The sequence below is a fragment of the Vibrio sp. Isolate24 genome (assembly GCF_022398215.1).
Lineage (GTDB): Bacteria > Pseudomonadota > Gammaproteobacteria > Enterobacterales > Vibrionaceae > Vibrio > Vibrio coralliilyticus_A.
In genome coordinates, this window is sequence record NZ_JAKEUU010000002.1 from 279,855 (window position 1) to 306,009 (window position 26,155).

Below are 26,155 nucleotides of genomic sequence, written 5' to 3' on the forward strand. Positions count from 1 at the left end.
GTTATTGATCATCTGGAAGCACTAGCGATGTGCTATCAGAGATCTCAACCTAGCAAGGATTTTATAAATTGATGTGTTAGGTGACTAATAAGTCGTCGCATTGATGTCAATTTGCCACATTGTTCCCATCGATAAGTAATGTATTGCTGGCTGTTAATTTTCCCTTCGAGTCACTTCAAAAATTTTATTTACTCTTATTGGTATAGATTCATAAGTCATCATTAAGTTGATATTTACCAATAAAAATAGTTCGTATGACTGTTTTATTTTAAAGTGTGAAATAAATCCGTGATAACCATACAAAGAATGACTCTTTAAATGGGAGGCTCAAAGCGGGTACGTTATCTTTGCAATTGTGTAGGTGAGCAACTAAAGCTTAGTACTGCATGATGATAAAAATAATCAAACAAGGTTGTCCTATGTTTAAAAACTTGTCTTTAAAGAACAAACTGGCATTGTCAGCCAGTATTGCCATTATTGTTGGCGGTTTATTGGTAGAGCTATTGTCTTTTCGGGCTTCTTTACAGCGTTTAGATATTGAAGTGACTCAGCGACTAGAAAGTTCTACAGCTTCCTACAACCAATATGTGTCTGATTGGATCGAATCTAAAGAGCGAGCGCTGACGTCAATCGTGCCTGATGCCAATATGGATTCGATAGTCAGTAACCTCAAGCAAGTTAAGAACTCTGCAGGTTTAGATAATGTATTCCTTGCTTATCCCGACGGTTCTCAGGATAACGCTAATGGTGTCGTTTTACCGCCGGGTAATGACGATCCGCGTAAATGGGGGTGGTACATCAATGCGATGAAGAACCCATCCAAGGTTTTCATGGACAACCCAACGGTAGCGGCAGCGACAGGTGCAAATGTGGTCTCTTTAGGTAGCGTGGTCAGTCTAGGTGGCGAAAACGTTGTGTTGGGGGCGGATGTTGAAATTACCGACATTATCTCAGGGCTAGATAAAGTCATCCTTCCCGGTGAAGGTTACATGTTTATCGCCAACCAACAAGGTAACGTTTTCACACACCGAGATACAAAACTGCTTAATCAGCCTGTACAACAACTTGGACTAGACTTCGGTGTGATTCAGCAGGCGATGAGTTCAGGCAGTGTTGTTTATACGGATGTTAATGGCGAGCTAAGTGTCGTGTATGCAGCACCGATTCAAGGGACTCCGCTCATCACTGTTACTGTGTTGAATCGTGAATCCTTAGTGGCTCCTCTCTACAGTGCAGTGTGGGGGCAAATCGCTGTAACTGTTCTTGTGGTGATTGTCTGTACCTTCTTGTTCAATATGTTGTGTGGCATTTTGTTCCGCCCATTGACCAATGTCTCCAATGCGCTAGAACAAATCGCACATGGTAGTGGTGATCTTACTCAGAGACTAGAAGTTGATAGTAATGATGAAGTGGGTCAGCTTGCTAATAACTTCAACACCTTTGTCGGTAGTATGCATCAGTTGATTGCTCATATACGAGAGCAGTCCCAGCAATTATCTCAGCAATCGGAAGTTAGTAACCAACGTGCAAACCGTAATGTGGATGAGATAAACCATCAGCAGCAGGAAATTACTATGGTGGCAACAGCGGTAACAGAGATGGCCTCTGCAACTGCTGAAATTGCTTCTCATGCTGAGCAAACCGCGCACTCTGCGCAAGGTTCGGCGAAAAACACCGAAAATGGCCGTGCTGTTGTTCTGGAAAACAAAAACTCCATTAACCGTCTCGCCAACGAGCTGCAAGAAGCAAGCAATGTAGTTGGAGAATTAAACCGCCACTCTCAGGATATTTCAACCGTTCTGGCGACGATTCAAGGTATTGCTGAGCAAACCAACTTGCTGGCACTGAATGCAGCGATTGAGGCTGCGCGTGCAGGTGAACAAGGACGAGGCTTCGCGGTTGTTGCTGATGAAGTTCGAGTGCTTTCTCAGCGTACTCATGATTCAACTGAAGAAATAAAAGCGACGATCGATACGCTGCAAGTTACTACCGGTAATGCCGTTAAGTTGATGGAAAACAGTTCCGCTCTGGCGACGCATTCTGTGGAAGATGCGGACAAGGCGAGTGTGGCATTGGAAGAGATTAATACTGCCGTTCAAACCATTAGTGACATGGCGACACAAATCGCGACAGCGGCTGAAGAGCAAACCCATGTAACTAATGAAATCACACAAAATATCACCTCGATCAAAGATGTCGCTGATCAGTTAGTTCATAGTGCTCAGGAAAGCTCGCAGGAAGCGGGCACAGTGAAGGGACTTTCTGGCGAATTAATGGCTAAGGTTTCGACATTTAAACTCTGATATTTCAATAAATTATATCCAGATAAAGGCACTCTTCGAGTGCCTTTTTATTCACCTTAATAAAGCGACCTGTTCAATTTTCTTTACTCAAAAGCAATTATGCAATTGATTGCTTATTTGTTTTTTCCGCATATGTTTGTTTTTGGGACAACACAAATAAACCAAAAAGGAAAAAACAATGAAGACAAATTTATGCAACGTTGGGTTGGCTATTGCATGTCTTATCACTCCAGTCGCGATGGCAGACACAGCGTTGCCTGTCATTGCTGATGAAGTGAAATTCACACTGTCAGATGCAGAGCTGACCGGTATTTCGGGTCAACATCTGAGTCAAGTAGTGAAACATCAAGGGGCTGCGTTCATCAAGTTGCACTTCAAACAACTTTCACTGCCAAAAGGGGCTATTTTACGTGTTAAATCCGCCACGACGGATGAGGTGGTTGAGTACACCGACAGTCAGCTAGATTGGTTCGCACAATCTATCTCAGGCGATGCACTTGTTATCGAACTGATTGCGAATGCCAAAGGCCAGCAAGGACAGCTTGAGCTCGATTATTACATGGCAGGTAAAGATACGGCGGATCAGGAGATATCGACGCTTTCCACCTGTGGGGTAAACGAGCGAAAAGATGTGGCGTGTTGGGAAGATTCACATCCAGAGAAAGTCGCATGGACAACGCCAGTAGCGCGATTGCTGATCAATGGTCGCAGTCTATGTACCGCATGGCGTGTAGGCCCGGACAACCGCATGTTTACCAATAACCACTGTGTTGAGAGCGAAACCGAGCTGAAAAACACCGAAGTTTGGTTTAACTACCAACGCTCAACGTGTAACGGGTCAATGTCGACGACCGTCAAAGTGATGGGTGACCAAATGCTCAGCACAGATTATGAGCTGGACTACACGCTTTTTACTGTTGATGACTTCGCCAAAATCGCCTCGTTTGGTTATCTAGGTCTGGATGCGTCTGAGCCGACCTATGGAGATGGTATTTATATACCACAACATGGATCGGGTAACCCGAAAGAGCTCGCGATTGAAAGCGACCAAAATGGCTCCGGACTGTGTCAAATTGATGTTGCCTCAGCCAATGGCCGTGGAGTGAACACCGATACAGGTTACTTCTGTGACACTATTGGCGGCTCTTCAGGTTCGCCAGTACTCAAAACCAGCAGCAACAAAGCCATTGCGCTGCATCACTTTGGTGGCTGTGAAAACCAAGGGGTTAAAATCAGTAAAATCTGGCCAAAAGTGGCGAGCCATTTTAACAACACTCTGCCCGATGGCATGGTTGAACAACCAGGAAGTGATATCACCGAGCTGAGTCTAGATACACCGTTGTCTGGTATTACGCTCACGAAAGGTGAACAGAAAATGTATGTCCTTCGCTCAGATAAACGCACCTCTGACGTCACGGTGTCTATTGCATCGGGATCGGGTGATGCTGATCTGTATGTTCGTTCAGGACTTCAACCAACCAGAAGTGCCTACGACTGCAGACCATATCGCTCTGGTAATACGGAGTCGTGTGATGCAGTGGATGCGAGTGAAGATCTTTACATCATGATCAATGCGTACAGCAATTTTTCAGGTGTTACCTTGTCTGTAACGGCAAAATAGTCTGAGTCAAGCTTAGGGCACTTCGGTGCCCTTATTAACTATTCTTGGTATTGATATAAAGATGACAACTTATTGTTACGACTTGATGTGAAACGAATAATTCTCAAAATGTAAATAAATATCCTAAGTTTTGGTGATTTTATAAAACTCCATGGAGGAGATAATGAACTACACTAAAACGCTTTTGGCTATGGCGCTTTCCACGGCTTTCATAAATGCACACGCAGAAGACAAAGTATGGATATCAATCGGTGCTGATGCATCCAAAACAGTAGCGAAATCAGGGGCACAAGCTGTGCTGCCGAATTCACTGGCTAGTAGTGGGAGTGTTTGGATCGGGCAGGTTGATGAAACGGAACTGGCAGAATTGTCTCACAATATGCATGAAGAGCATCATCGCTGTGGTGGCTATATGGTTCACTCTTCCGCTCAGAGTGCAATGGCGGCGAGCGCTATGCCATTGTCCCTTAATAGTTTCTCAATCCCTGACATTTCCCAGCAAGCAACAGTCAATGCTTGGTTACCGCAAGTTGATCCTGCGCAGATTACTGGCACTATCACTTCGCTGACGAGCTTCAACAACCGTTTTTACACCACCACTTCTGGTGCTCAAGCGTCTGATTGGATAGCCAGCGAGTGGCGTTCCTTGGTTTCTGGCCTGTCTAATGCCAGTGTTGAGCAGTTTTCTCACTCAGGTTACAACCAGAAATCTGTGATCTTGACGATTCAGGGTTCAGAAAGCCCTGATGAATGGGTTGTGATTGGTGGTCATCTAGATTCCACTATTGGCTCACGAACGGATGAACACACAATTGCCCCCGGTGCTGACGATGATGCGTCGGGCATCGCAAGTGTGACTGAGATAATTCGTGTTCTGGCTGAGAACAACTTCAAGCCTAAACGCTCGATGGCCTTTATGGCTTATGCCGCCGAAGAAGTAGGGCTACGTGGCTCTCAGGATATTGCCAACTCCTACAAATCTCAGGGCAAAAATGTGGTGTCTGCCCTTCAGTTGGATATGACCAACTATCAAGGCTCTGCACAAGATATCGTCTTCATCACTGATTACACCGACAGCAGCCTAACGCAGTTTTTAGCTAGCCTGCTTGACGAATACCTACCAGCGTTGAGTTATGGTTATGATCGTTGTGGTTATGCGTGTTCTGACCATGCCTCATGGCACAATGCTGGGTATTCTGCTGCGATGCCTTTTGAGTCAAAGTTTAATGACTATAACCCTAAGATTCACACCTCTCAGGATACCTTAGAGAATTCGGACCCCACTGGTGCTCATGCAACCAAATTTACTAAGCTTGGTCTTGCTTACGCAGTGGAGATGGGGAATGCCTCTGGGGATACACCACCTGTTGATAATGTACTACAAGATAGTGTGCCAGTGACGGGAGTCTCTGGATCGGCAGGTAGTGAGCTTGCCTACCGTTTTGAACTAACCTCTTCAAAAACACTTGAGGTTAAAACATCGGGTGGCTCAGGTGATGTGGATCTTTACGTTAAGTTCGGTTCGGAAGCCAGTAAGCAGAATTGGGACTGCCGACCATACCGTTATGGAAATAGCGAGACTTGTACATTCAGTAATGCCACACCGGGTACTTACCATGTTTTGCTAAACGGATACTCTTCGTTTAACGGTGTCACGCTTGAAGCTTCCACACGCTAAGAGCGAATTATTGATGGCTCTTTATAGGGCCATCTTACCTAGCTTTCATATTGTTTAAGCCGCTGAATTAAAGCATAAAGAATATAGACTTCCCCGATTTTCTCATCGCTTTTTCCTTTCTAAGGATAATAAATTTATATAATAATTGTTGCATATATTTGTGATATCAAGCTAAGGTAATTGTGTTGGCTGGGTGTATAGACGGTTTGATGTGGGCACAAGCTCACGATTTGCTGATAATTGTTCAGCAACCTATATACAAATTAAAATGCAGACCGGAATTCATCCTTACGTTCTTTTTATCGCTCGTTCATGAAGTGAGGAGGCGTAATGAATATAGGTTTTAAAACGCGTATCTATCTCGGTGTCGGTTTGCTGGTGACCATCTCTTTGATTGTTCTTGGCACGCTGAACATCCTATCTATGAAAGAAAAAATGGTCACGTCGTTGATAAATGAGACTCGAAACAAGCTGAGTTTTCATGTGACTGAACTTGAGCAGTTGATGCAGTTCCGTATCAATGCTATTGCCACCGGTGCAGAGCAATTCGACCCTAGCTTATCTGATGCTGATAATCTGAAAATGGTTAATCTACTTGCCAAAAGCGCAGGGATTTCTAATGTCATCATGACCTATGAAGATGGACGTAACTATATGTCTGTCGAGAGTAGCAATCAATTCGACTTCAGAACTCGTGATTGGTACAAAGCGGCAAAAGTAGCTTCCTCAGTGGCACTGACAGATATTTACCAAGACAAAGTCACTGGTGAAAAGGTGGTGAGTGCGACCATGCCTGTTAAACAAGGTGGCAGAGTTGTGGGGGTGTTACTGGGTGATATTCAGCTCGGCGAGATCATCCGAACAGTTAGTGATATGCGTTTTGCTGGTGGTGCCGCGACACTCACTGATCAAAATGCCGTGTTTTTTGCTAGTGATGACCCTAATGATATTGGTCGTACACCATCGCAGGTGAGCCCGAACTTTATTGAAATGGAGCGGATGTTTAGCTCAAGACAAGCGGGGCACTTGACCTTTCCATACCTTGGTATTCAATTTGATGGCTATTTTCAGCGGGTGAATCTCACTGACAATATGTACTGGACATTAATGGTGTTTGTTGATCAAGCCACCGCCTTGGCCCATGTTGACCAAGCGGAACAAGAAGCGATCATTACAGGCTTTTTGCTTTTCCTTGTCAGCTTTGGTGCCATCTTTGTTATTCTTCACTACGCATATAAGCCGTTGCTAGGTTTAAAATCTGCAGTTCTAGACTTGTCACAAGGCAACGGGGATTTAACTCAACGCCTTGAAGTCAGCAGTAATGATGACTTAGGAGAAATCAGCCAAGGTTTTAATCAGTTTGTCGAAAACCTACAGCAGATGATGTTGCAAATTTCACAAGCGAGTCAAAGCATTTCTTCCAGCCTTGTCCAACTCGGTCAAACCGCAAAAGAGAATGAATCGAAACTTTTGAACCATTCGAGCGAAACTGAGCAAGTGGTCACCGCGATTACTGAAATGAGTGAGAGCGCACGGACAGTGGCTGAAAATGTTCATCAATCCAATAGAATTACTGAAGCGGCGAGTGGTGAGGCGCAATCGTCACTAGGTATTGTTAATACCGCAGTATCGACCGTCAGTGCGTTGGTCACTGAAGTTGATGATATGTCTGGCCGAATTGTCAGTATGAAGCAAGACGCTAATCGCATCAGTGAGGTTCTGACCGTCATTGGTGAAATATCCGAGCAAACGAATTTGCTGGCGCTGAATGCTGCTATTGAGGCGGCACGTGCAGGTGAGCAAGGCCGGGGCTTTGCTGTCGTTGCAGATGAAGTCAGAGCGCTTGCTGCCAGAACACAAAACAGCACGACCGAAATCTCTGACATGTTGAGCCAACTTCTTGATGGCACTGAAAGTGTGGTTCGTGCGATGGAAGCGACGAAAGAGCAGTGCCAATCTACGGCAGAGAAAACGTCAGAAGTGTCAGAAAGTCTTGGCATGATGAGTGTTTCGGTGAAAGAAATTGACGATGTCAGCACTCAGATATCGGCGGCGACGGAAGAGCAAAGTACGGTTGCTGAAGAGTTGAGTCGCAACATGTTATCCATCAGAGAGATTGTTGAATCGTTAGTGAGCAGTGGTCAGCAAACCGTTGCTGCGACAGAATCTCTCAGTGAGTCCAACCATGAGTTAGAAAGGTTAGTCGCCAACTTCAAATTAAAATGACTCTTTTAAGCCACTAGGAGATGAGGTATGAACCATACTGCAACACTCGAAAAAGATGGCTTAAAAGCGAATGCGTTATCCCCCCATTATGTGAAGAAATATAATGAGGTGATTCGCCGTTTTTTTAGTCGTGATAAGCGGTTATGGCCCCTATTTGCCTCCCCTGAGGTAAGTATGCTTGCCAGTAGAAAATCACCTTTTTCCACCCAAGATTATCGTCAATTGGAAAAAGCTCTGCGTGAGCGTGACGATATTCCAGAGCGGATGCATGCGCCTGCAGAGGCATTTGATCCATTAGCTTTGTTTGCTGCCCATCACTGCAAAGATTGGCAAGATCCAACGTCGGTTGAGAATGTTATCTCGACACCTTGTGACCCTGCAATTCATGGGGCGATGTTGGCGACATTGAAAAACCCAAACTTAGTCTACAGCGAGTATGCGGGTATGGCTGTAGAGCTAGAGAAAATGGTCGTACGTCAGATTGCCCGATTAGTTGGGTACGATCCGCAAATTGCTGGAGGCCTATTTACTCAGGGTGGCACCTTTTGCAATCTTTATGGGTACCTGTTTGGGTTACGTAAATCATTCCCAAAGTCGAAATCACAAGGAGTGGCGGGGCGGCGATTTTGTATGGTCAACTCTGAATCGGGGCACTACTCAAATATGACCAACTTGTCCCTTTTAGGACTTGACCTTGAAAGACAGGTTATTCGGGTACGTATTAATCGAAATAATCAGATTTGTCTTGATGATTTGGAGTGTCAATTAGAGACTTGTTTCAAGCAAGGGGTCGTCGTTCCAACCATAATGCTGACTTGCGGCACTACTGATACATTCGCGATTGATGATGTAAAACGAGTACGTGACTTGTCTGAGCGCTTGTCTCGCAAATACGAAATGACTCGTAAACCTCACATTCACGTCGATGCCGCGGTAGGCTGGAGCTTATTGTTTTTTCTGGATTACGACACTCAAGACAATCCACTCTCCATTAATAACGCCACTTTAACCAGCGTACGCTACCTAAAGAAGATGATGGCTGGTCTGAAAGAGGCCGATTCATTTACCGTTGATTTTCAAAAGTGGGGCTACGCGCCTTATACCTCGAGCTTGTTAATGGTCCGAGACAAGAAAGATTTTGAAGACTTGAGACAAGAGCCAAGCTACTTTTCTTACTTCGAATCTCAGCTTAAACAAAAGACGCATTTGCAATCAACTATCGAGTGTTCGCGCGGTGCGGTCGGTGTTTTTTCTGCCTACTCTGCGTTGCAGTTCCTTGGTAAAGAAGGTTATCAGGTTGTGCTAGCACATGGGCTACAAAACGCTAATTATTTTCGCCTGAGACTGAGCGAAATACCCGGATGTAAGGCGGTGTGTGAAGGTAACCATGGTCCATCTGTCGCGTTTCGACTTTATCCTAAAGACACGGTTTCAGTGTTGCACCTTCATGAGAAAGAACTGTCCATCAAGCAAGGTGATGCTACGGTCGATGATCTGGTTAAGAACACGTTTTATCATCGAAATCACTTTCTTAAGCGGCAAAGGCAGGGGCTTAATACTAATTGGGTAGAGTCCATCACTCATACCGACTACGACTTACTAGGGAATTGTTTGCCACTGCCGGGAGAAAAAGCCGTGTTTTTGAACCCGTACACCAAGCGATGTCATATTGATGAGTTTGCAGATTATTTGATTAGCTAGGGCGGTGCTGACTTTTAGTTCAGAAAAGCCAGCAGAGATGCTGGCTTTGATTGTTCACAACTCGCAATCTAGAACGAGTAGTTTAGTTGTGCGCCAAATAACCAAGCGCTGGCATTCACCGTTGCCTCGATGTTGTATTCGTCAACAATGGTTTGCGATTCATTGATTGCTGCTTGTTCGCCTTTCAGATAACCAATGGATAAGTCTAAGGTGAGTTGATCCGTTGCTGCGTATGAGCCACCAAAGGTAAACCAGTGTCGGTCTGTGTCAGGAATAGACAGTGAACTGATTTGGTCGACAGGTGAAAGGTCATACATATAACCTGCTCGTAACTCAATCTCTTTGTTTAGATAGTGTGTTACACCAACAGAAACATGACCTGCATTCTTCCATTCATAATCTTTAATCGATGTACTGTAGTTTTCCGAAGTCAGCTTATCAAACTCAGACCAAGCAACATACTGTAGGCTGTAGTGTGCGGCCCACTTAGCATTGAGTTTGTGATAGCCGGAGAACTCAACGATATCTGGAAGAGGAATATCAACACTATCAGTCTTACCTTGTTCCCAAGCGTAGACATCGCCTTCGGCTGTTAGCTCAGGGCTGTATCGGTACGACAGTCCAAATCGGTTGTTTTCATCGACAACATAGGCAACACCTAGGTTAAAACCAAGTCCTACGCCGTCTGCATCAATCCGAAGTGGGTTAGCACTATTAGGTGTCCGAGATATCTCGCCCTCACCGTAAATAATATCGATGCCACCACCAAGAGACCAAGCTTCATTTAACTGGTAGGCCGCAGAAAAGCCAGCATTGATGCTGCTAAGGTAAGTTTTTCCACCAAAGATCGGAGCTTCAAAGCTATCTTCAAATTCAACGTCGGTACCAAAGTTTGAGTGAACCGTCGCGCCTAGCGTCCACTTTGTTCCCTCAAGTGGGTATACAAGGTGAGCGTTAGGCACCAAGGTGCTGTTATCGAGTCCTGTATCGTCAATAACTTGGGTTGTTGAGCTTGGTGGCGTGTAGCGAATATTGCTGAAATCTACTTGGCTGGCGATATTCACTGCACCGACTGAAAACATTGGCTTGTCGATCAAGCTCATGGCTGCTGCGTTTTTTGATACAACAGAAGCGTTGTCGGCAATAATGGCATCGCCGGCATAGGCACGCCCTAAGCCAGTCGCTGACTGGGCGTTAAGCTGAAAGCCTGCTGCGTGGCTTTGCAGAGCAACGAGAGGTAATGTGTAGATTACGATCTTTTTCATGGATTAATTTACCTCTTCACTGTGGGCTATATCATCAAAGTCATTAGTATCAATAATGTTCTCATTATCAGTTGCGTCTAGAGTGATATCTTCACCTTTTGTCTGGATCATTTCCAAAACCGCATCTTGTTGGGTTTGACGAGAGGCTTCCACTGCACCCAGTTCAGAGATTGAAGGCAGTCCAGTTTCATCCATTGGCCCCTCATAAGGGAAGAGGTATGTGCCGTGCCCACCAACAGTTGCTCTGATTACTCCTCTAAGTCCATTTGGATCGTTTGCCGTCTCCAAAATAGGCTCCAATCCAAGAGCACGAATCAAAGGTTCTGTGCCGGTCATCGTATTATTGTCTGCTGAATTAGGTACCACAGTGTCAGGCATGTAGTCCCCTATCTCACAAGTACCTCGACAGGTGCCTTTTGCTTCAATCAGTAATGTTGGTTGTTTAGCTTCGCGTTGGCGAGAGACTTTACCCGCTGGGTCTGAACTGTCAATGGTCTGTTGAACACCCTGACGGAGGATTGGAATGACGGCAGCATAAATCTCGTCTTCTAACATAGTGATACTATCTGCTAGTGCATCAGAGTTTGCTTCAAGCGCTTCAATACATTCTTGGTTGCTGTTTTCAGGCTGACATAAATTAGGCAGCAAGGTTTCTGCAATGCCACGTTGAACATCCGGGGACTTCTTGACGGATTGTTCCATCTCTGGCCCTAGTGTTAATGAAGATAAAGTGACGTTAACTAAACCTTGACCAGGTACGGCGAAAGTGGACGTTTTTAATCCTAGGCCTTCGATGACCTCTGAAGGGGCAGTTGTCCCATCTGGACTAAAGGTGGCTTCAGTCGTCATCACTGACATAATACCGCCCAATGAGTGGCCGACGAGATGTACTTCTCGGTCTTGGTCTGGGTGACCAAAATTTAGGGCCCATCTCAGCCCAATAAAGTCACTGACGGCTTGATGTAAGTTCGCTCTTAACGCTAGCGGTGAAGAAATATTAATAAAGTAAGACTTGTCTATTGCGGCGCTAATCGGGAGACCGTTTGAGTCATTTACAATTCGACTGCCATGGTAAGGCATATCGATAGCAGCAACGATATACCCGTTATCCGTGTACTTCTTCGCCATCAACTCTGCCGATGTTCTATCCGCGGTAATACCATGATTAAAGATAACTACAGGGTTAGTGAGATCTTCAATGAATGACGCAGCTTTGTCTGGGGTATTGGTATCGTCATTCTTCGGTAAGTAAAAGTCGACGTCAATTAAAGTTGAAGAATCGTTGTAAACTTGGATTTTCGTATCGTTTTCTTCAAACCCTTTCTTGGTTAGTGCTTCCCCATTCTCACCGGTCATCCAGCGATACATAGAAGGGCAGCTTGCAATAGGGTCGAAGCGGTCTAAAGTACAGCCTTCACTATCTGCAATTTCTTGTGTGAAGGGTAAATAATTATTAGTGGTGAGTTTAGTGGAGACTATCACCCATCCCTTTTTTCTATCGATCTTGTGATCTTCGGTACTCAAACTCATATCAACCCTTGGAGCTGGGACACTTGTACGAGTTTGTTCCACTATGGTGTCAATAATGGCGTAACTATTTTGGGTCGTAAACTTAGCGGCATAAACGAGGCTGTGTGGGTTAGCAGTTGTGTGGTAAACATCGACAGCCTCTTGAGTGGTGCTTTGTAGCCATTGTTCGTGCTCATCTAATTCATTTGGAGATGTATTAAGTAGTTGAGTGAATCCGCTTGAAGGCTGTAATGGCGTGCCTTGAGTGGTTTTTACGCCATTTGTGACAGCAAGGTAGTAGGAAGTACCAGGTTGCAGGGCGGCACTACACTGGATAGTTAACTGGCGACCATCACTTGTCAGCTTGGTACCGTCAATTTCATTTCCTGAACTATCCAGTAGCAGTACGTTACCTACTAGCGACGATGGGTCTATAGCAGGTACTTGACCCGAATTTACGCTATCCAGTGGGATCTCGATAGGTTCCACACAGAGTCCCCAACCGTCAACTGCAGCAAAGCTGGTTTCAAAACTTTGGTAGTAGGCCTCGTACTCTTCGCGCGTTGAGTAATTTTGAATAGAGGAAGGTTCATTGGGTAGGGAGATAGTACCATCCTCATCGTAACCATAGCCATCGTTCGGCATTGGGATGCTGTTAGAGGAAAATGGAACTTGTACCGCAATGTTTTCTGTCGTGCTTTCTTCACCATCGCAGCCAGCGAGCATAAATGCGGCAGATAGTGAGATAGCTAGTATATTGAGCTTTCTCATAATAGAGGTGCCTATACAGTTGTGGGGGTAGCGGTATATGAATGCTCATACGGCTCTCTCACAAATGATTAAGCTTAAAAAAAGCTAATAAAAACCTAAAAATACTTATTTTTTATAAACTTAACCATTGTTATTGAGATGTTAAAAAATGTATGGGTCGAGAAGGGTGTCTAAGTGTGGAGCGGAGCATATATCTTGTGCAACAGAGTGATTAACTTCACAGAATGCTATTTTGGTAAGACGAAAGTAGTTAAATGTTAGCTTGCTTACATAACTTTTGTTAAAACTTTTGCACAATCTTTAGAATAAGATGCTAAAAACAGGTGTCTTATTAGATTAATTGGCATTTCAATCTAAGTCTGAATAATTTCTTATTCTAATAAACTGGGAATCCTTTTTTCAGTAGTGTTTTTTACCAAAATGTTGCACTGGTCGGAGAATTAAACGATTTTTCGCTACATTTTTATGGCAAATTACACCGATGATTGATAATGTGTGCTGCAATCTTTATAGGGCTTTAGATTTTTGTGCTTAATTTTTGCACTAAACAGATCTAAATCACTGTCCGTTCTAGTGGCCTTATGAAGACGTCATGGATGCAAATGAAAAACTTGGAGTTTTACTCATGTATAAGAACAAAATCACTCAAGCCCTTCTTCTAGGTGCAGGTCTGGCTGTCGCCGCTACTTCTACCGCAACACTCGCTGCAGATGTTCCTGCAGGAACTCAGTTAGCTGAAAAACAAGAACTAGTTCGAGGTAACGGTACTGAGGTTGCGACGATCGATCCTCATAAATCTCAAGGTGTACCTGAATCTCACGTTATTCGTGATTTGTTAGAAGGCTTAGTGAATCAAGACGCAGATGGTAATACTGTTCCGGGTGTTGCAGAGTCTTGGGAAACTACGGACAACAAAACATTTACTTTCCACCTACGTAAAGATGCGAAATGGTCTAACGGTGACCCGGTAACGGCTGGTGACTTCGTATACAGTTTCCAGCGTGCGGTTGATCCTGCAACAGCTTCACCATACTCTTGGTACATGGAATACACCAAGATGGTAAATGCAAAAGATATTGTTGCTGGTAAGAAAGACAAGAGCGAACTTGGCGTCAAAGCAGTGGATGATCATACTCTGGTTGTTGAACTAGAAACTGCAGTGCCTTACTTTGTAATGATGATGGGCCATACAACGGTTAAGCCTGTTCACCAAGCAACGGTTGAGAAGTATGGTGATCAGTGGACTAAGCCAGAGCACTTTGTTGGTAACGGTGCATTTGTTGTAGATAAGTGGGTTGTCAATGAGCGTTTGGTACTTAAACGCAACGAAAACTATTGGGACAATGAGAAAACAGTTCTTAATAAAGTGACATTCCTACCAATCGAAAACCAAGTAGCGGAAATGAACCGCTTCCTAGCTGGTGAAATCGATATCTCTTACGAGCTACCTATCGAGCACTTTAAACGTCTTAAAAAAGAGCATCCAGAAGAAGTATCAGTAACAGGCAACTTGTGTACATATTACTACCTCTTCAATACTAAGAAAAAACCGTTTGATGATGTCCGTGTTCGTAAAGCGATTTCTTATGCGATTGATCGCAGCATTGTGACAGATGCGATTCTTGCTCAAGGCCAGAAGCCTGCTTATTTCTTAACACCAGAGATCACTGCTGGCTTTAATCCAGAAATGCCTGCCTATGGTCAAATGTCTCAGAAAGAGCGTAACGCAGAAGCTGCTCGCCTTCTTGAAGAAGCGGGCTATGGAAAAGATAATCCGCTGAAATTCAACCTTCTGTACAACACATCGGAAAACCACAAGAAAATTGCTGTAGCGCTAGGTTCTATGTGGAAGAAAACATTAGGGCTTGATGTTACTCTTGAAAACCAAGAGTGGAAAACTTACTTATCTACTAAAGATTCTGGTGATTTCGAGGTAGCGCGAGCTGGATGGTGTGGTGACTATAACGAAGCGACGTCATTCCTAACGCTAATGAAGAGTAATAACACCACTGGTGGTGTTCATTACGACAGCAAAGCCTACGATGAAATCATCGATAAAGCGCTGAAGTCGACTTCAGAATCTGAGCGTGAAGCTCTTTACCTAGATGCAGAGAAACTTTTAGCTAAAGACATGCCTATCGCACCTATCTACCAGTACGTGAAACCACGTCTGCTTTCTCCAAAGGTTGGAGGCTTCCCAGCAAACAACCCTGAAGAGAAAATCTATTCTAAAGATCTATACATCATCAAGTAACCCTTACTTGATAGAACGATAAAATATTGGCCTGCATGTTATTGATGACATGCAGTGCCTTTATTCAATCTAAATTCGTAGAAATTTGATTGATTCCTTCATTAACTTTTAACCGTCACAGACTGAAAGAGTGAGTTTATGCTTAAATTCATCGCGAAAAGGATATTTGAGGCGATCCCAACCATGCTGGTTTTGATCACTGTATCTTTCTTTCTTATGCGTTTCGCTCCTGGTAACCCATTCTCTAGCGAACGTCCATTACCGCCAGAAGTTATGGCGAATATCGAAGCTAAATATGGGCTAGATAAGCCAGTATTTGAGCAATACACCACGTACTTAACTAACGTTATCCGAGGTGATTTTGGCCCTTCATTCAAATACTTAGACTATTCAGTAAATGAATTGATTTCAGTGGCACTGCCTGTATCAGCGAAAGTTGGTTTCATCGCATTTATATTTACAGTAATCATGGGTGTCAGTATAGGTACGATTGCAGCTTTGAAGCAGAATACTTGGGTTGACTACACCATAATGTCCACTGCCATGTTAGGTGTAGTAATGCCTTCATTTGTATTGGCTCCTGCACTTATCTATCTCTTCTCGCTACATTGGAACATATTTCCCGCTGGTGGTTGGCAAGATGGAAGCTTGAAGTATTTAGTGCTACCAGTTATTGGTATGTCACTGCTTTATGTTGCTACGTTTGCACGTATCACTCGTGGTTCGATGATTGAAACCTTAAACAGTAACTTTATCCGTACCGCTCGCGCGAAAGGTCTAAGTTACCGTTACATCATCATCAAGCATGCACTTAAGCCAGCGCTTCTTCCTGTTGTTTCATACATGGGTCCTGCATTTGTAGGTATCATCACAGGTTCAGTTGTTATCGAAACCATCTTTGGTCTACCAGGTATAGGTAAGCTATTTGTTAACGCTGCATTTAACCGTGACTACTCGCTAGTAATGGGGGTAACCATTCTGATTGGTTTCTTATTCATTCTATTTAATGCGATTGTAGACATCCTACTTGCAATGATTGACCCGAAAATTCGCTACTAACAGGGACGTTTGGTTATGTTAACGAAAAAAGAAAACCTAGAAGCGATTGAAAAGTTCTCAGAAAATTTAGAGATCGAAGGTCGCAGCTTATGGCAAGACGCTCGCATCCGCTTTATGCGTAATAAGGCAGCGATGGTGAGTTTGTTCATCCTATTCTTAATGACGCTAGCGGTTATCGTTTTACCGACTATTGCGCCATACACTTATGATGATACTGACTGGTACGCTATGCATGTTGGACCAAATGCAGAGCACTGGTTTGGTACAGACAGTTTAGGTCGTGACCTTTATGTTCGTACCTTGGTGGGTGGCCGGATTTCACTGATGGTCGGTGTAATGGGGGCGTTTGTAGCGGTGTTGATCGGTACACTTTACGGTGCAGCTTCAGGCTTTATTGGCGGCAAAGTAGACCGTGTCATGATGCGTATTCTTGAAATATTATACGCAGTACCGTTTATGTTCCTAGTTATCGTACTAGTGACCTTCTTCGGTCGTAACATCATTCTGATCTTCGTCGCGATTGGTGCGATTGCGTGGCTAGATATGGCACGTATTGTACGTGGTCAGACACTTAGCTTACGCAGTAAAGAGTTCATCGAAGCAGCGCACGTTTGTGGTGTGAGCAAGTGGAAAATTATCACTCGTCACATTGTGCCAAATGTACTTGGTATTGTAGCGGTTTACTCAACGCTTCTAATCCCGAGCATGATTTTGACTGAATCATTCCTATCATTCCTTGGTCTTGGTGTTCAGGAGCCAATGACAAGTTGGGGCGCCCTTCTTCAAGAAGGTGCTCAGACAATGGAAGTAGCAATCTGGCAGCTTGCATTCCCTGCAGCATTCATGGTTGTGACTCTGTTCTGCTTCAACTACGTTGGTGACGGTCTGCGCGATGCGCTGGATCCTAAGGACAGATAAAACTGAATAGCAAATAAAAACAAAAGCTATAAAAGATTAAGGAAGCAATGATGAGCTTATTAGATGTCAAAGATCTGCGTGTCGAATTTACCACTCAAGATGGTATCGTCACCGCAGTAAACGATTTAAATTTTTCTCTGAATCAAGGCGAGACTCTAGGTATTGTAGGGGAGTCTGGTTCAGGTAAATCACAGACTGTATTCGCTATTATGGGATTACTTGCTAAAAACGGCATTATCTCAGGTAGCGCGAAATTTGAAGGTAAAGAGATTCTTAACCTTCCAGAAAAAGCACTCAACAAAGTACGTGCCGAACAGATCGCGATGATCTTCCAAGACCCGATGACGTCTTTGAACCCATACATGAAAGTCAGCGATCAGTTGATGGAAGTACTGATGCTTCATAAAGGTATGGGCAAAGCTGAAGCATTCGAAGAATCAGTACGCATGCTTGAAGCCGTGAAGATTCCGGAAGCACGTAAGCGTATCACTATGTACCCGCATGAGTTTTCAGGCGGTATGCGTCAGCGTGTGATGATCGCGATGGCGCTATTGTGTCGTCCTAAACTGCTGATTGCCGACGAACCAACAACGGCACTGGATGTGACGGTTCAAGCGCAGATTATGGAGCTACTTAATGAACTCAAGCATGAGTTCAATACCGCTATCATCATGATCACTCACGATCTGGGTGTTGTTGCGGGTTCTTGTGACAAAGTATTGGTTATGTATGCGGGCCGTACAATGGAGTACGGTACTGTCGATGAAATTTTCTATAATCCTAGCCACCCTTATGCTGAAGGTCTGCTAAAAGCGATTCCTCGTCTGGATACAGAAGGTGAAATTCTACCTACAATTCCGGGTAACCCGCCTAACTTACTTCGTTTACCACAAGGCTGCCCTTACCAAGAGCGTTGCCACCGTGTAATGGAGCGTTGTAAGAAAGAAGCGCCAATCTTAACGCCATTTGGTGATGGCCGTCAGCGCGCATGTTTTTCAGAATGGGAGGCTTGGAGCAAATGAGTATAGATAAGAACCTAATCCTAGATGTTAAAGATCTTAAAGTCCACTTTAGCATCGCGTCTAAGTCGGCATGGCCATGGTCTAAGCCTTCGAATCTGAAAGCCGTCGACGGTGTTAACGTACGCCTTTACGAAGGTGAGACACTAGGTGTCGTCGGTGAGTCAGGCTGCGGTAAGTCGACATTTGCTCGAGCAATTATCGGCCTTGTTGAAGCAACGGACGGTGAAGTCGTTTGGCTAGGGCAAGACCTAACCAAGATGCAAGACGTTCAGCGACGTGAAACACGTAAAGATATCCAAATGATTTTCCAAGATCCTTTGGCATCGCTAAATCCGCGTATGACAGTGGGCGACATTATTGCTGAACCTCTTGAAACTTTTTACCCTGAGCTATCAAAGCAGGAAGTAAAAGATCGCGTCAAAGAGATGATGGCGAAAGTAGGCCTTTTGCCAAACGTGATCAACCGCTATCCGCATGAATTCTCTGGGGGGCAGTGTCAGCGTATTGGTATCGCTCGAGCACTTATCTTGAGACCTAAGATGATTATTTGCGATGAACCAGTATCGGCGCTAGACGTGTCAATCCAAGCTCAGGTTGTAAACCTACTTAAAGAGCTACAGAAAGAACTTGGCTTATCACTAGTATTCATCGCTCACGATTTATCGGTAGTTAAACATATTTCGGACCGAGTGTTAGTGATGTACCTAGGTAATGCGGTTGAGCTTGGTGAAGCAGAAGCACTGTTTGCCGATCCAAAGCACCCGTACACTCGCGCGCTGATGTCTGCAGTACCAATTCCTGATCCAAAGCTTGAGCGCAACAAACATATTGAGATGTTAGAGGGAGATCTTCCATCACCAATCAGTCCTCCCTCGGGGTGTGTATTCCGTACTCGTTGCCCGCAAGCAACGGAAGCGTGCGCTAACACCAAACCGTCGATTCAGGGTAATGATGTACATGCCGTATCTTGCCTACATGTTAGTGTCTAATCGATTCAGCCTGTGACGGGCTTAAGCGCGGCATCCTTCGGGAGTCGCGCTTTTTTTACTTCAAATAATTCGAACAACAAAGCCAACTTATTCTGCTTTAGAGTACGTTGGCTTTTTCTATACTTAGCCCATAAAGATGAACCAGTTGAGAGTGAGATATGGGTAAGTTAGTTGAAGGTAAATGGCATGATGTTTGGTACGATACGAAAACCAGCGGAGGTAAGTTTATTCGCGAAGATGCGGGTTTCCGAGATTGGGTAGAAAACAAAGCTAATGCGAAGTTTCAGCCTGAATCTGGCCGCTATCATTTGTATGTTTCTCTAGCTTGTCCATGGGCTCATCGCACCCTGATATTCAGAAAGTTGAAACAGCTAGAAGCGCATATTGATGTGACTGTGGTATGTCCAGATATGATGGGAGAGGGGTGGCAGATGGGTTTGCCTGAACCTTTATTCGGTCATACGCGCATGCACCAAATTTACACACAAGCAAAACCAAACTACACAGGCAGAGTGACGGTGCCTGTGCTGTGGGATAAGAAACATAATACTATCGTGAGTAATGAATCCTCAGAAATCATTCGCATGTTTAACTCTGAGTTTAACGAGCTTACCGGTAATTATGATGACTATTATCCAAGTGATTTGAGCGCTTTAATCGATGAGTGGAATAACTATATTTATCCTAATGTGAATAATGGCGTATATCGCTGTGGTTTTGCGACGACTCAAGATGCATATGAAGAAGCTTACGATAGCTTATTTGATGCGCTTGACCGTATTGATGCTCATCTTGCAACGCACCAATATCTTGCGGGTAGCCAGATAACGGAAGCCGATTGGCGATTGTTTACGACACTGATTCGGTTTGATGCCGTTTATGTTGGCCATTTTAAATGTAACAAACAGCGCATTTCGGACTACTCAAATTTGCATGGTTATATGAAAGAGCTGTATCAAGTTGAAGGCATCGCCGATACGACAGATTTCTATCATATTAAGCGCCATTATTACTTTAGCCACACAGGCATTAACCCAACACAGGTAGTCCCGAAAGGTCCTGAACTTGATCTAGAATCTGCTCATGGGCGTGAAAGCCTCTAGTGTCGGATTGAGGTATAAGTAAGCAGAGTGTGTTTAAGAGAAATAATGAATATAAAAAAGCCCTCTAAAAATTAGAGGGCTTGATTCGTTCAAAGGGATTATCAGTTAACCACTTTTTCTTCTGCTTGTGCGGCTTGATCGGCCTGAATCGCTGTGAGTGCGATGGTGTAAACAATATCGTCAACGAGTGCGCCACGAGACAAATCGTTTACAGGCTTACGCATGCCTTGCAGCATTGGACCGATAGAGACAAGGTCGGCTGAGCGCTGTACCGCTTTGTATGTCGTGTTACCCGTGTTTAGGTCTGGGAATACGAATACCGTTGCCTTACCGGCTACTGGAGAGTTAGGTGCTTTAGAAGCAGCAACGTTTTCCATGATAGCCGCGTCATACTGTAGAGGACCGTCGATAACTAAGTCAGGACGCTTCTCTTGAGCAATTTTAGTCGCTTCACGTACTTTATCTACGTCTGCACCCTTACCTGATTCACCAGTCGAGTATGAGATCATTGCCACGCGTGGGTCGATACCGAATGCCGCCGCAGAGTCCGCAGATTGGATAGCGATTTCAGCTAGTTGTTCTGCTGTCGGATCTGGGTTGATCGCACAGTCACCGTAAACCAATACCTGATCAGGTAGTAGCATAAAGAATACAGAAGACACGATAGACGCATCTGGTGCTGTCTTAATGATTTGGAACGGAGGAACAATCGTGTTTGCGGTGGTGTGAACTGCACCAGAAACAAGACCGTCTACTTCGTCGTTCTCAAGCATCATGGTACCAAGGAATACGGAGTCTTGTAGCTTCTCACGGGCAACAACTTCCGTCATACCTTTGTGACCACGTAGCTCAACCAGACGTGCTACGTAGTTCTCACGTACTTCATCAGAGTTGATAATGGTAACGCCAGTACCGAGTTCAACGCCTTGCTGCGCAGCAACGCGCTTGATTTCTTCTGGGTTGCCAAGAAGTACACACTCTGCAATGCCACGTTCAGCACAGATGGCTGCCGCTTTAACTGTACGTGGTTCATCACCTTCGGGAAGAACAATACGCTTACCTGCACGGCGTGCAAATTCAGTAAGCTGGTAGCGGAATGCTGGTGGGCTCAGACGGCGAGACTTTTGAGTGCCCTCCGTCATAGACTCAATCCAGTTGCCATCGATGTGGCCCGCAACGTGTTCGTTAATAAACTCGATACGCTCTTTATCGTCTGCAGGAACCTCAATAGAGAAGCTCTGTAGGTTTAGAGACGTCTGCCATGTGTTTCCTTGTGCCTTAAAGATAGGCAAACCTGAATCGAACGCTGGCTGACATAGGCCAACGATCTCTTGTGGAATGTCATAACCGCCAGTGAGAAGAACTGCACCGATTTCAACACCGTTCATTGCTGATAGCGCTGCAGCTACAATAACGTCTGGACGATCTGCGGAAGTGACAAGTAGTGAGCCTGGTCTAAAGTGCTCGATCATGTTTGGCAAAGAACGTGCACAGAAAGTGATGCTCTTGATACGGCGAGTATTGATGTCGCCTTCATTGATGATTTCCGCATTCAGGTGCTTCGCCATGTCGATTGCACGAGTAGCAATCAAGTCGATGCTCCACGGCACACAGCCAAGAACACGAATTGGAGATGTGTTAAAGATCTCCATTACTTTCATTTCGTTCTGCTTCGCGCTATCTGCATCGTCAAAAATTTCAGATAGGTCAGGGCGAGTACGGCCTGCTTCATCAACAGGCGCATTAAGCTTGTTGATGATAACACCAGAGATATTTTTATTCTTAGTACCGCCGAAGTTAGAACAAGCGACTTCGATACGCTCTTTCAGCTGTGCTGGGTTATCTGTACCAGGTGTTGCGACAAGAACGATTTCTGCCCCAAGTGTTGCAGCAATTTCTGCATTCACTTGGTTAGCAAATGGGTGTTTGCGAGTTGGAACTAGACCTTCGATCAGCGTAACGTCTGCGTCTTTGTTGATCTGGTTATAACGTTCTACAACCGTTTCTAGCAGCTCATCCATGTTGTCGTTACCGATAAGGCTCTCAGCAACAGACATCGCCATTGGCTCACCGATCTTCACATCGCTATTATGGCCAACGATAGTGGAAGTGAGATCCGGTTGATCACCACCAGAGCGTGGTTGACAAATCGGCTTGTAGAAAGAAACTTTAACGCCTTTGCGCTCCATAGCGCGAAGAACACCCATGCTTACGCTAGTAAGACCAACACCAGCGCTGGCAGGGATAAGCATAATAGTACGAGACATTCGTAGAGTACCTTTAGCTATTTTAGATAAAGCCCAACTTCGTATTCCTAGAGTGGAATAGGAGTTACGCCCCTTAGTAAGAAAACCGGCTGACTTTACAGTCAGCCGGTGAAGTCAATTAAAGACCTGCTAAACGCGCAGTATCTTCCGCAATGACAAGCTCTTCGTTAGTTGAGATAACCATCGCTGGGATGCGGCTGTCGGCTGTAGTGATAGTACCTTCGCCACCGAAACGTGCTTTCAGGTTAGCTTCACCATCTACTTCAATACCGAATACGCCTAGGCGATTTAGAACCATCTCGCGAATTGGGCCAGAGTTTTCACCAATACCGCCTGTGAATACGATCGCGTCTAGACGACCTTCTAGAGTCGCAGTGTAACCAGCCACGTATTTCGCTAGGCGGTGGCAGAATACGTCCATCGCGCGAGTTGCTTCTTCTTTCTCGCCGTAGTTATCTTCAACGAAACGACAATCAGAAGTCACTTCGGTCAGACCTTGCAGGCCAGACTCTTTAGTTAGCATAGTGTTGATTTGCTCTACAGAGTAACCAAGTGCGTCGTGTAGGTGGAAGATGATTGCAGGGTCGATATCACCACAACGCGTACCCATTACTAGGCCTTCAAGTGGAGTTAGACCCATAGAAGTATCAACTGATTTACCGTTTTTGATTGCACAAACAGATGCACCGTTACCTAGGTGACAGTTGATGATGTTTAGTTCATCTGCAGGCTTACCTAGACGCTCAGCTGCTTCGCGAGCGATGAATAGGTGAGAAGTACCGTGCATACCGTAGCGACGGATACCGTGCTCTTTGTACAGGTTGTATGGAAGTGCGTATAGGTACGCTTCTTCTGGCATAGACTGGTGGAAAGCCGTATCGAATACCGCTGACATTGGCAGGCTAGGGAATGCTTTTTGAGCGGCTTTGATACCGATGATAGCCGCTGGGTTATGCAGAGGTGCTAGTGTTGCACAGTCTTCGATACCTTTAAGAACGTCATCAGTGATAAGAGCAGATTGAGTGAATTTCTCACCGCCGTGTACAACACGGTGGCCCACTGCTTTAAGTTGCTCGGCAAGTTCTGGCTTAGAAGCAAGAATAGTTTCAACGATGAAAGAAAGCGCTTCATCGTGTGCTGCGCCTTCACCTAATTGTGCTTCGTGCTTACCATCCAGTTTCCATTTGATACGTGCTTCAGGAAGGTGAAGACATTCAGCCAGACCTGTTAGGTGCTCGTTGCCGTTTTCTGCATCGACAATCGCGAATTTAAGAGAAGAACTACCGCAGTTTAAAACTAAAACTAGCTTTGACATGAGTGACTACCTGTAATAATCAGTTAGGATAAAAATTAATCACAAGAATAGACGAAGCGAGAAAGGCTGCGTACTAATCTTGGTCAAAAAAACGTCGAATTCCGTATAAAAGACAGCAGTGATTCCCGAACACTGCTCTTGCATCCGCTGCAGAAAGGTCCCGAGAGTTGCTTAAATTGTAAATAACGGCAACAATGAGATTGTGGGCCTGCAAAGGATAACGATAATAGCCAATAATAACAAAAAAATTTGAAAGAATATTAACTTTCATCAATTTTTTACGCTGAAAGTTGAATCTTTCAACTGAATTTTAGTTTGGGCCCAATACTGAAGTGAGAGAGTCCTATGAGTAATAAAGCCGGTTTAGTTAATAACCTACGTGACGGGCAGAAGTACATGGATACTTGGCCTATGCGTAAGGAACTCAATTTACTGTTTCCAGAACAGCGCATCATCAAAGCCACCAAGTTTGGGGTGAAAGTGATGCCCGCAATCGCAGCGATCAGTGTTCTCACTCAAATGGCCTTCAATAATTACTCGGCAATGCCACAGGCTGTCATTATGGCGTTGTTTGCTCTTAGTTTACCGGTTCAGGGGATGTGGTGGCTTGGTAGTCGTGCAAATACTCAGCTTCCTCCTGCGTTGGCAGGTTGGTATCGGGAAATTCATCAGAAGATAGTAGAGAGTGGTTTTGCGCTTGAACCAATGAAAAGCCGACCTCGTTATAAAGAACTCGCTCACATCTTAAATCGTGCCTTTCGACAGCTAGATAAAAATGCTTTGGAGCGTTGGTTCTAAATCAAAGCAGTACCACTACGTGAAAGTGATACACGGCCTAGCTAAATTTCTTATTTCAAACAAAAAAACGCTCACCTCGGTGAGCGTTTTTTTAGTTATTGCTATCCAATATTAGTTGAACATAGCGATAGCGTTAGCTGGTTCAACGTATTCTAGATCGAAGCTTTCTGCTACTTCTTTACACGTAACTTTACCGTGAATAACGTTTAGACCTTCTAGGAAGCCTTTGTCTTCAAGAAGTGCTTCACGGTAGCCTTTGTTCGCTAGCTTAACAATGTAAGGCAGAGTTGCGTTGTTTAGAGCGAAAGTTGAAGTACGAGCAACGGCACCTGGCATGTTCGCTACACAGTAGTGAACTACGTCATCAACAATGTAAGTCGGGTCTGCGTGTGTTGTCGCATGTGAAGTTTCGAAACAACCGCCTTGGTCGATTGCAACGTCAACAACTGCTGCGCCTGGCTTCATCTTAGCGATGTGCTCTTTAGTCACTAGTTTAGGAGCAGCAGCGCCTGGAATTAGAACTGCGCCGATGACTAGGTCTGCTTCTAGAACATGCTTCTCAATAGCATCTTCTGTAGAGTAAACCACTTTTGCGCGACCTTGGAACTCTTCGTCAAGACGACGTAGGGTGTCTACGTTGCGGTCTAAGATTGTTACGTCTGCACGCAGGCCAACAGCCATACGAGCGGCGTTAGCACCAACGACACCGCCACCTACAACCACTACTTTCGCTGGCTCAACACCTGGAACACCACCTAGAAGAAGGCCGCGTCCACCGTGAGATTTCTCTAAAGTTTGTGCGCCTGCTTGAATAGACATGCGACCTGCTACCTCAGACATTGGAGCAAGTAGTGGCAAGCGACCCATATTATCTGTTACAGTCTCATAGGCTATACAGACAGCTTTGCTCTTGATTAGCTCTTCAGTTTGTGGAAAATCTGGTGCTAGGTGCAAATAAGTAAATAATATTTGCCCTTCACGAAGCATAGCTCGCTCAACAGCTTGAGGTTCTTTAACCTTTACAATCATTTCTGCTTTCGCGAAAACGTCAGCAGCGGTAGGAAGAATGGATGCGCCTACAGCGATGTAATCATCGTCTGAAAAACCGATGCCAGAACCGGCTTTGGTTTCTACAAAAACTTGGTGACCTTGAGAGACTAGCTCGCGAACGCTCGCTGGGATCATACCAACACGGTACTCGTGGTTTTTGATTTCCTTAGGTACGCCAATAATCATCCTGAATCCTCATTTTATTTTGGTTGTATAAACTATATTAGTTGCATTAACTGCATGTAGGGTAATTCTATCGAATTAACAACTAGTATAGTTGGGTTACAATAAAATTTGATACTGAAT

At 44.7% G+C, this 26,155-nt stretch carries 17 protein-coding genes; 12 read left to right on the forward strand and 5 right to left on the reverse strand.

Features of this window, described 5'->3' with window-relative positions; translation table 11 throughout:
• The first annotated feature begins 419 nt into the window (after nucleotides 1-419).
• The 5 genes from L1D23_RS09550 (at nucleotide 420) to L1D23_RS09570 (ending at nucleotide 9,529) form a co-directional block, all read left to right on the forward strand.
• Nucleotides 420-2,303 carry a methyl-accepting chemotaxis protein gene (locus L1D23_RS09550; protein WP_239865833.1) on the forward strand — a complete coding sequence of 628 codons (1,884 nt, stop codon included), beginning with the start codon at nucleotides 420-422 and terminating at the stop codon, nucleotides 2,301-2,303.
• Nucleotides 2,304-2,481: 178 nt separating this feature from the next.
• Nucleotides 2,482-3,924, forward strand: coding sequence for a serine protease (locus tag L1D23_RS09555; RefSeq protein WP_239865835.1), 1,443 nt, complete (start codon nucleotides 2,482-2,484; stop codon nucleotides 3,922-3,924).
• A 190-nt stretch (nucleotides 3,925-4,114) separates the two neighbouring features.
• A complete protein-coding gene (locus L1D23_RS09560; protein ID WP_239866761.1) occupies nucleotides 4,115-5,602 on the forward strand; it encodes a M28 family metallopeptidase in 1,488 nt (495 codons plus the stop codon).
• A gap of 330 nt (nucleotides 5,603-5,932) precedes the next feature.
• Complete coding sequence (locus tag L1D23_RS09565) at nucleotides 5,933-7,828, forward strand: methyl-accepting chemotaxis protein (RefSeq protein ID WP_239865837.1); 1,896 nt, start codon at nucleotides 5,933-5,935, stop codon at nucleotides 7,826-7,828.
• Between the two features lie 27 nt (nucleotides 7,829-7,855).
• On the forward strand, nucleotides 7,856-9,529 hold the full coding sequence (locus tag L1D23_RS09570) for a pyridoxal-dependent decarboxylase (RefSeq protein WP_239865842.1): 1,674 nt from the start codon (nucleotides 7,856-7,858) through the stop codon (nucleotides 9,527-9,529).
• 68 nt (nucleotides 9,530-9,597) lie between these two features.
• Here L1D23_RS09570 and L1D23_RS09575 read toward each other — a convergent pair whose 3' ends face one another.
• Nucleotides 9,598-10,794, reverse strand: coding sequence for an outer membrane protein transport protein (locus tag L1D23_RS09575; protein WP_239865844.1), 1,197 nt, complete (start codon nucleotides 10,792-10,794; stop codon nucleotides 9,598-9,600).
• Between the two features lie 3 nt (nucleotides 10,795-10,797).
• Nucleotides 10,798-13,074 carry an Ig-like domain-containing protein gene (locus tag L1D23_RS09580; RefSeq protein ID WP_239865846.1) on the reverse strand — a complete coding sequence of 759 codons (2,277 nt, stop codon included), beginning with the start codon at nucleotides 13,072-13,074 and terminating at the stop codon, nucleotides 10,798-10,800.
• 625 nt (nucleotides 13,075-13,699) lie between these two features.
• On the opposite strand from L1D23_RS09580, the gene L1D23_RS09585 reads away from it, so the two are divergent.
• From L1D23_RS09585 to L1D23_RS09610, 6 genes are all read left to right on the forward strand, one after another.
• Complete coding sequence (locus L1D23_RS09585; protein WP_239865848.1) at nucleotides 13,700-15,328, forward strand: ABC transporter substrate-binding protein; 1,629 nt, start codon at nucleotides 13,700-13,702, stop codon at nucleotides 15,326-15,328.
• Nucleotides 15,329-15,466: 138 nt separating this feature from the next.
• Complete coding sequence (oppB, locus tag L1D23_RS09590; RefSeq protein ID WP_239865850.1) at nucleotides 15,467-16,387, forward strand: oligopeptide ABC transporter permease OppB; 921 nt, start codon at nucleotides 15,467-15,469, stop codon at nucleotides 16,385-16,387.
• A 15-nt stretch (nucleotides 16,388-16,402) separates the two neighbouring features.
• The gene (oppC, locus tag L1D23_RS09595; RefSeq protein WP_239865852.1) at nucleotides 16,403-17,305 is read left to right on the forward strand and encodes an oligopeptide ABC transporter permease OppC; all 903 of its coding nucleotides are present in this window, start codon (nucleotides 16,403-16,405) and stop codon (nucleotides 17,303-17,305) included.
• 50 nt (nucleotides 17,306-17,355) lie between these two features.
• Nucleotides 17,356-18,327 (forward strand): ABC transporter ATP-binding protein, encoded by a 972-nt coding sequence (locus L1D23_RS09600; protein WP_239866762.1) that lies wholly within the window; start codon nucleotides 17,356-17,358, stop codon nucleotides 18,325-18,327.
• Nucleotides 18,324-19,316, forward strand: coding sequence for a murein tripeptide/oligopeptide ABC transporter ATP binding protein OppF (gene oppF, locus L1D23_RS09605; RefSeq protein WP_275667256.1), 993 nt, complete (start codon nucleotides 18,324-18,326; stop codon nucleotides 19,314-19,316). Before L1D23_RS09600 ends, oppF begins: the two co-directional genes overlap by 4 nt.
• Nucleotides 19,317-19,474: 158 nt before the next feature.
• Nucleotides 19,475-20,419 (forward strand): glutathione S-transferase family protein, encoded by a 945-nt coding sequence (locus tag L1D23_RS09610; RefSeq protein WP_239865854.1) that lies wholly within the window; start codon nucleotides 19,475-19,477, stop codon nucleotides 20,417-20,419.
• A 101-nt stretch (nucleotides 20,420-20,520) separates the two neighbouring features.
• Here the strand turns inward: L1D23_RS09610 and pta are convergent, their stop codons facing one another.
• Nucleotides 20,521-22,686 carry a phosphate acetyltransferase gene (gene pta, locus L1D23_RS09615; RefSeq protein ID WP_239865855.1) on the reverse strand — a complete coding sequence of 722 codons (2,166 nt, stop codon included), beginning with the start codon at nucleotides 22,684-22,686 and terminating at the stop codon, nucleotides 20,521-20,523.
• Between the two features lie 118 nt (nucleotides 22,687-22,804).
• Nucleotides 22,805-24,001, reverse strand: coding sequence for an acetate kinase (locus L1D23_RS09620; protein WP_239865857.1), 1,197 nt, complete (start codon nucleotides 23,999-24,001; stop codon nucleotides 22,805-22,807).
• A gap of 345 nt (nucleotides 24,002-24,346) precedes the next feature.
• Here L1D23_RS09620 and yfbV point away from each other — a divergent pair, with 345 nt between their 5' ends.
• Nucleotides 24,347-24,799 (forward strand): terminus macrodomain insulation protein YfbV, encoded by a 453-nt coding sequence (gene yfbV / locus L1D23_RS09625; RefSeq protein WP_239837284.1) that lies wholly within the window; start codon nucleotides 24,347-24,349, stop codon nucleotides 24,797-24,799.
• 111 nt (nucleotides 24,800-24,910) lie between these two features.
• Here yfbV and ald read toward each other — a convergent pair whose 3' ends face one another.
• Nucleotides 24,911-26,035 (reverse strand): alanine dehydrogenase, encoded by a 1,125-nt coding sequence (ald, locus tag L1D23_RS09630; protein WP_239837283.1) that lies wholly within the window; start codon nucleotides 26,033-26,035, stop codon nucleotides 24,911-24,913.
• Nucleotides 26,036-26,155: the final 120 nt, after the last annotated feature.

Bases quoted from the DNA above. Each gene is read 5' to 3' on its own strand.
- L1D23_RS09550 (WP_239865833.1), top strand. From the start codon at position 420: ATGTTTAAAAACTTGTCTTTAAAGAACAAACTGGCATTGTCAGCCAGT.
- L1D23_RS09555 (WP_239865835.1), top strand. From the start codon at position 2,482: ATGAAGACAAATTTATGCAACGTTGGGTTGGCTATTGCATGTCTTATC.
- L1D23_RS09560 (WP_239866761.1), top strand. From the start codon at position 4,115: ATGGCGCTTTCCACGGCTTTCATAAATGCACACGCAGAAGACAAAGTA.
- L1D23_RS09565 (WP_239865837.1), top strand. From the start codon at position 5,933: ATGAATATAGGTTTTAAAACGCGTATCTATCTCGGTGTCGGTTTGCTG.
- L1D23_RS09570 (WP_239865842.1), top strand. From the start codon at position 7,856: ATGAACCATACTGCAACACTCGAAAAAGATGGCTTAAAAGCGAATGCG.
- L1D23_RS09575 (WP_239865844.1), bottom strand. From the start codon at position 10,794: ATGAAAAAGATCGTAATCTACACATTACCTCTCGTTGCTCTGCAAAGC.
- L1D23_RS09580 (WP_239865846.1), bottom strand. From the start codon at position 13,074: ATGAGAAAGCTCAATATACTAGCTATCTCACTATCTGCCGCATTTATG.
- L1D23_RS09585 (WP_239865848.1), top strand. From the start codon at position 13,700: ATGTATAAGAACAAAATCACTCAAGCCCTTCTTCTAGGTGCAGGTCTG.
- oppB (WP_239865850.1), top strand. From the start codon at position 15,467: ATGCTTAAATTCATCGCGAAAAGGATATTTGAGGCGATCCCAACCATG.
- oppC (WP_239865852.1), top strand. From the start codon at position 16,403: ATGTTAACGAAAAAAGAAAACCTAGAAGCGATTGAAAAGTTCTCAGAA.
- L1D23_RS09600 (WP_239866762.1), top strand. From the start codon at position 17,356: ATGAGCTTATTAGATGTCAAAGATCTGCGTGTCGAATTTACCACTCAA.
- oppF (WP_275667256.1), top strand. From the start codon at position 18,324: ATGAGTATAGATAAGAACCTAATCCTAGATGTTAAAGATCTTAAAGTC.
- L1D23_RS09610 (WP_239865854.1), top strand. From the start codon at position 19,475: ATGGGTAAGTTAGTTGAAGGTAAATGGCATGATGTTTGGTACGATACG.
- pta (WP_239865855.1), bottom strand. From the start codon at position 22,686: ATGTCTCGTACTATTATGCTTATCCCTGCCAGCGCTGGTGTTGGTCTT.
- L1D23_RS09620 (WP_239865857.1), bottom strand. From the start codon at position 24,001: ATGTCAAAGCTAGTTTTAGTTTTAAACTGCGGTAGTTCTTCTCTTAAA.
- yfbV (WP_239837284.1), top strand. From the start codon at position 24,347: ATGAGTAATAAAGCCGGTTTAGTTAATAACCTACGTGACGGGCAGAAG.
- ald (WP_239837283.1), bottom strand. From the start codon at position 26,035: ATGATTATTGGCGTACCTAAGGAAATCAAAAACCACGAGTACCGTGTT.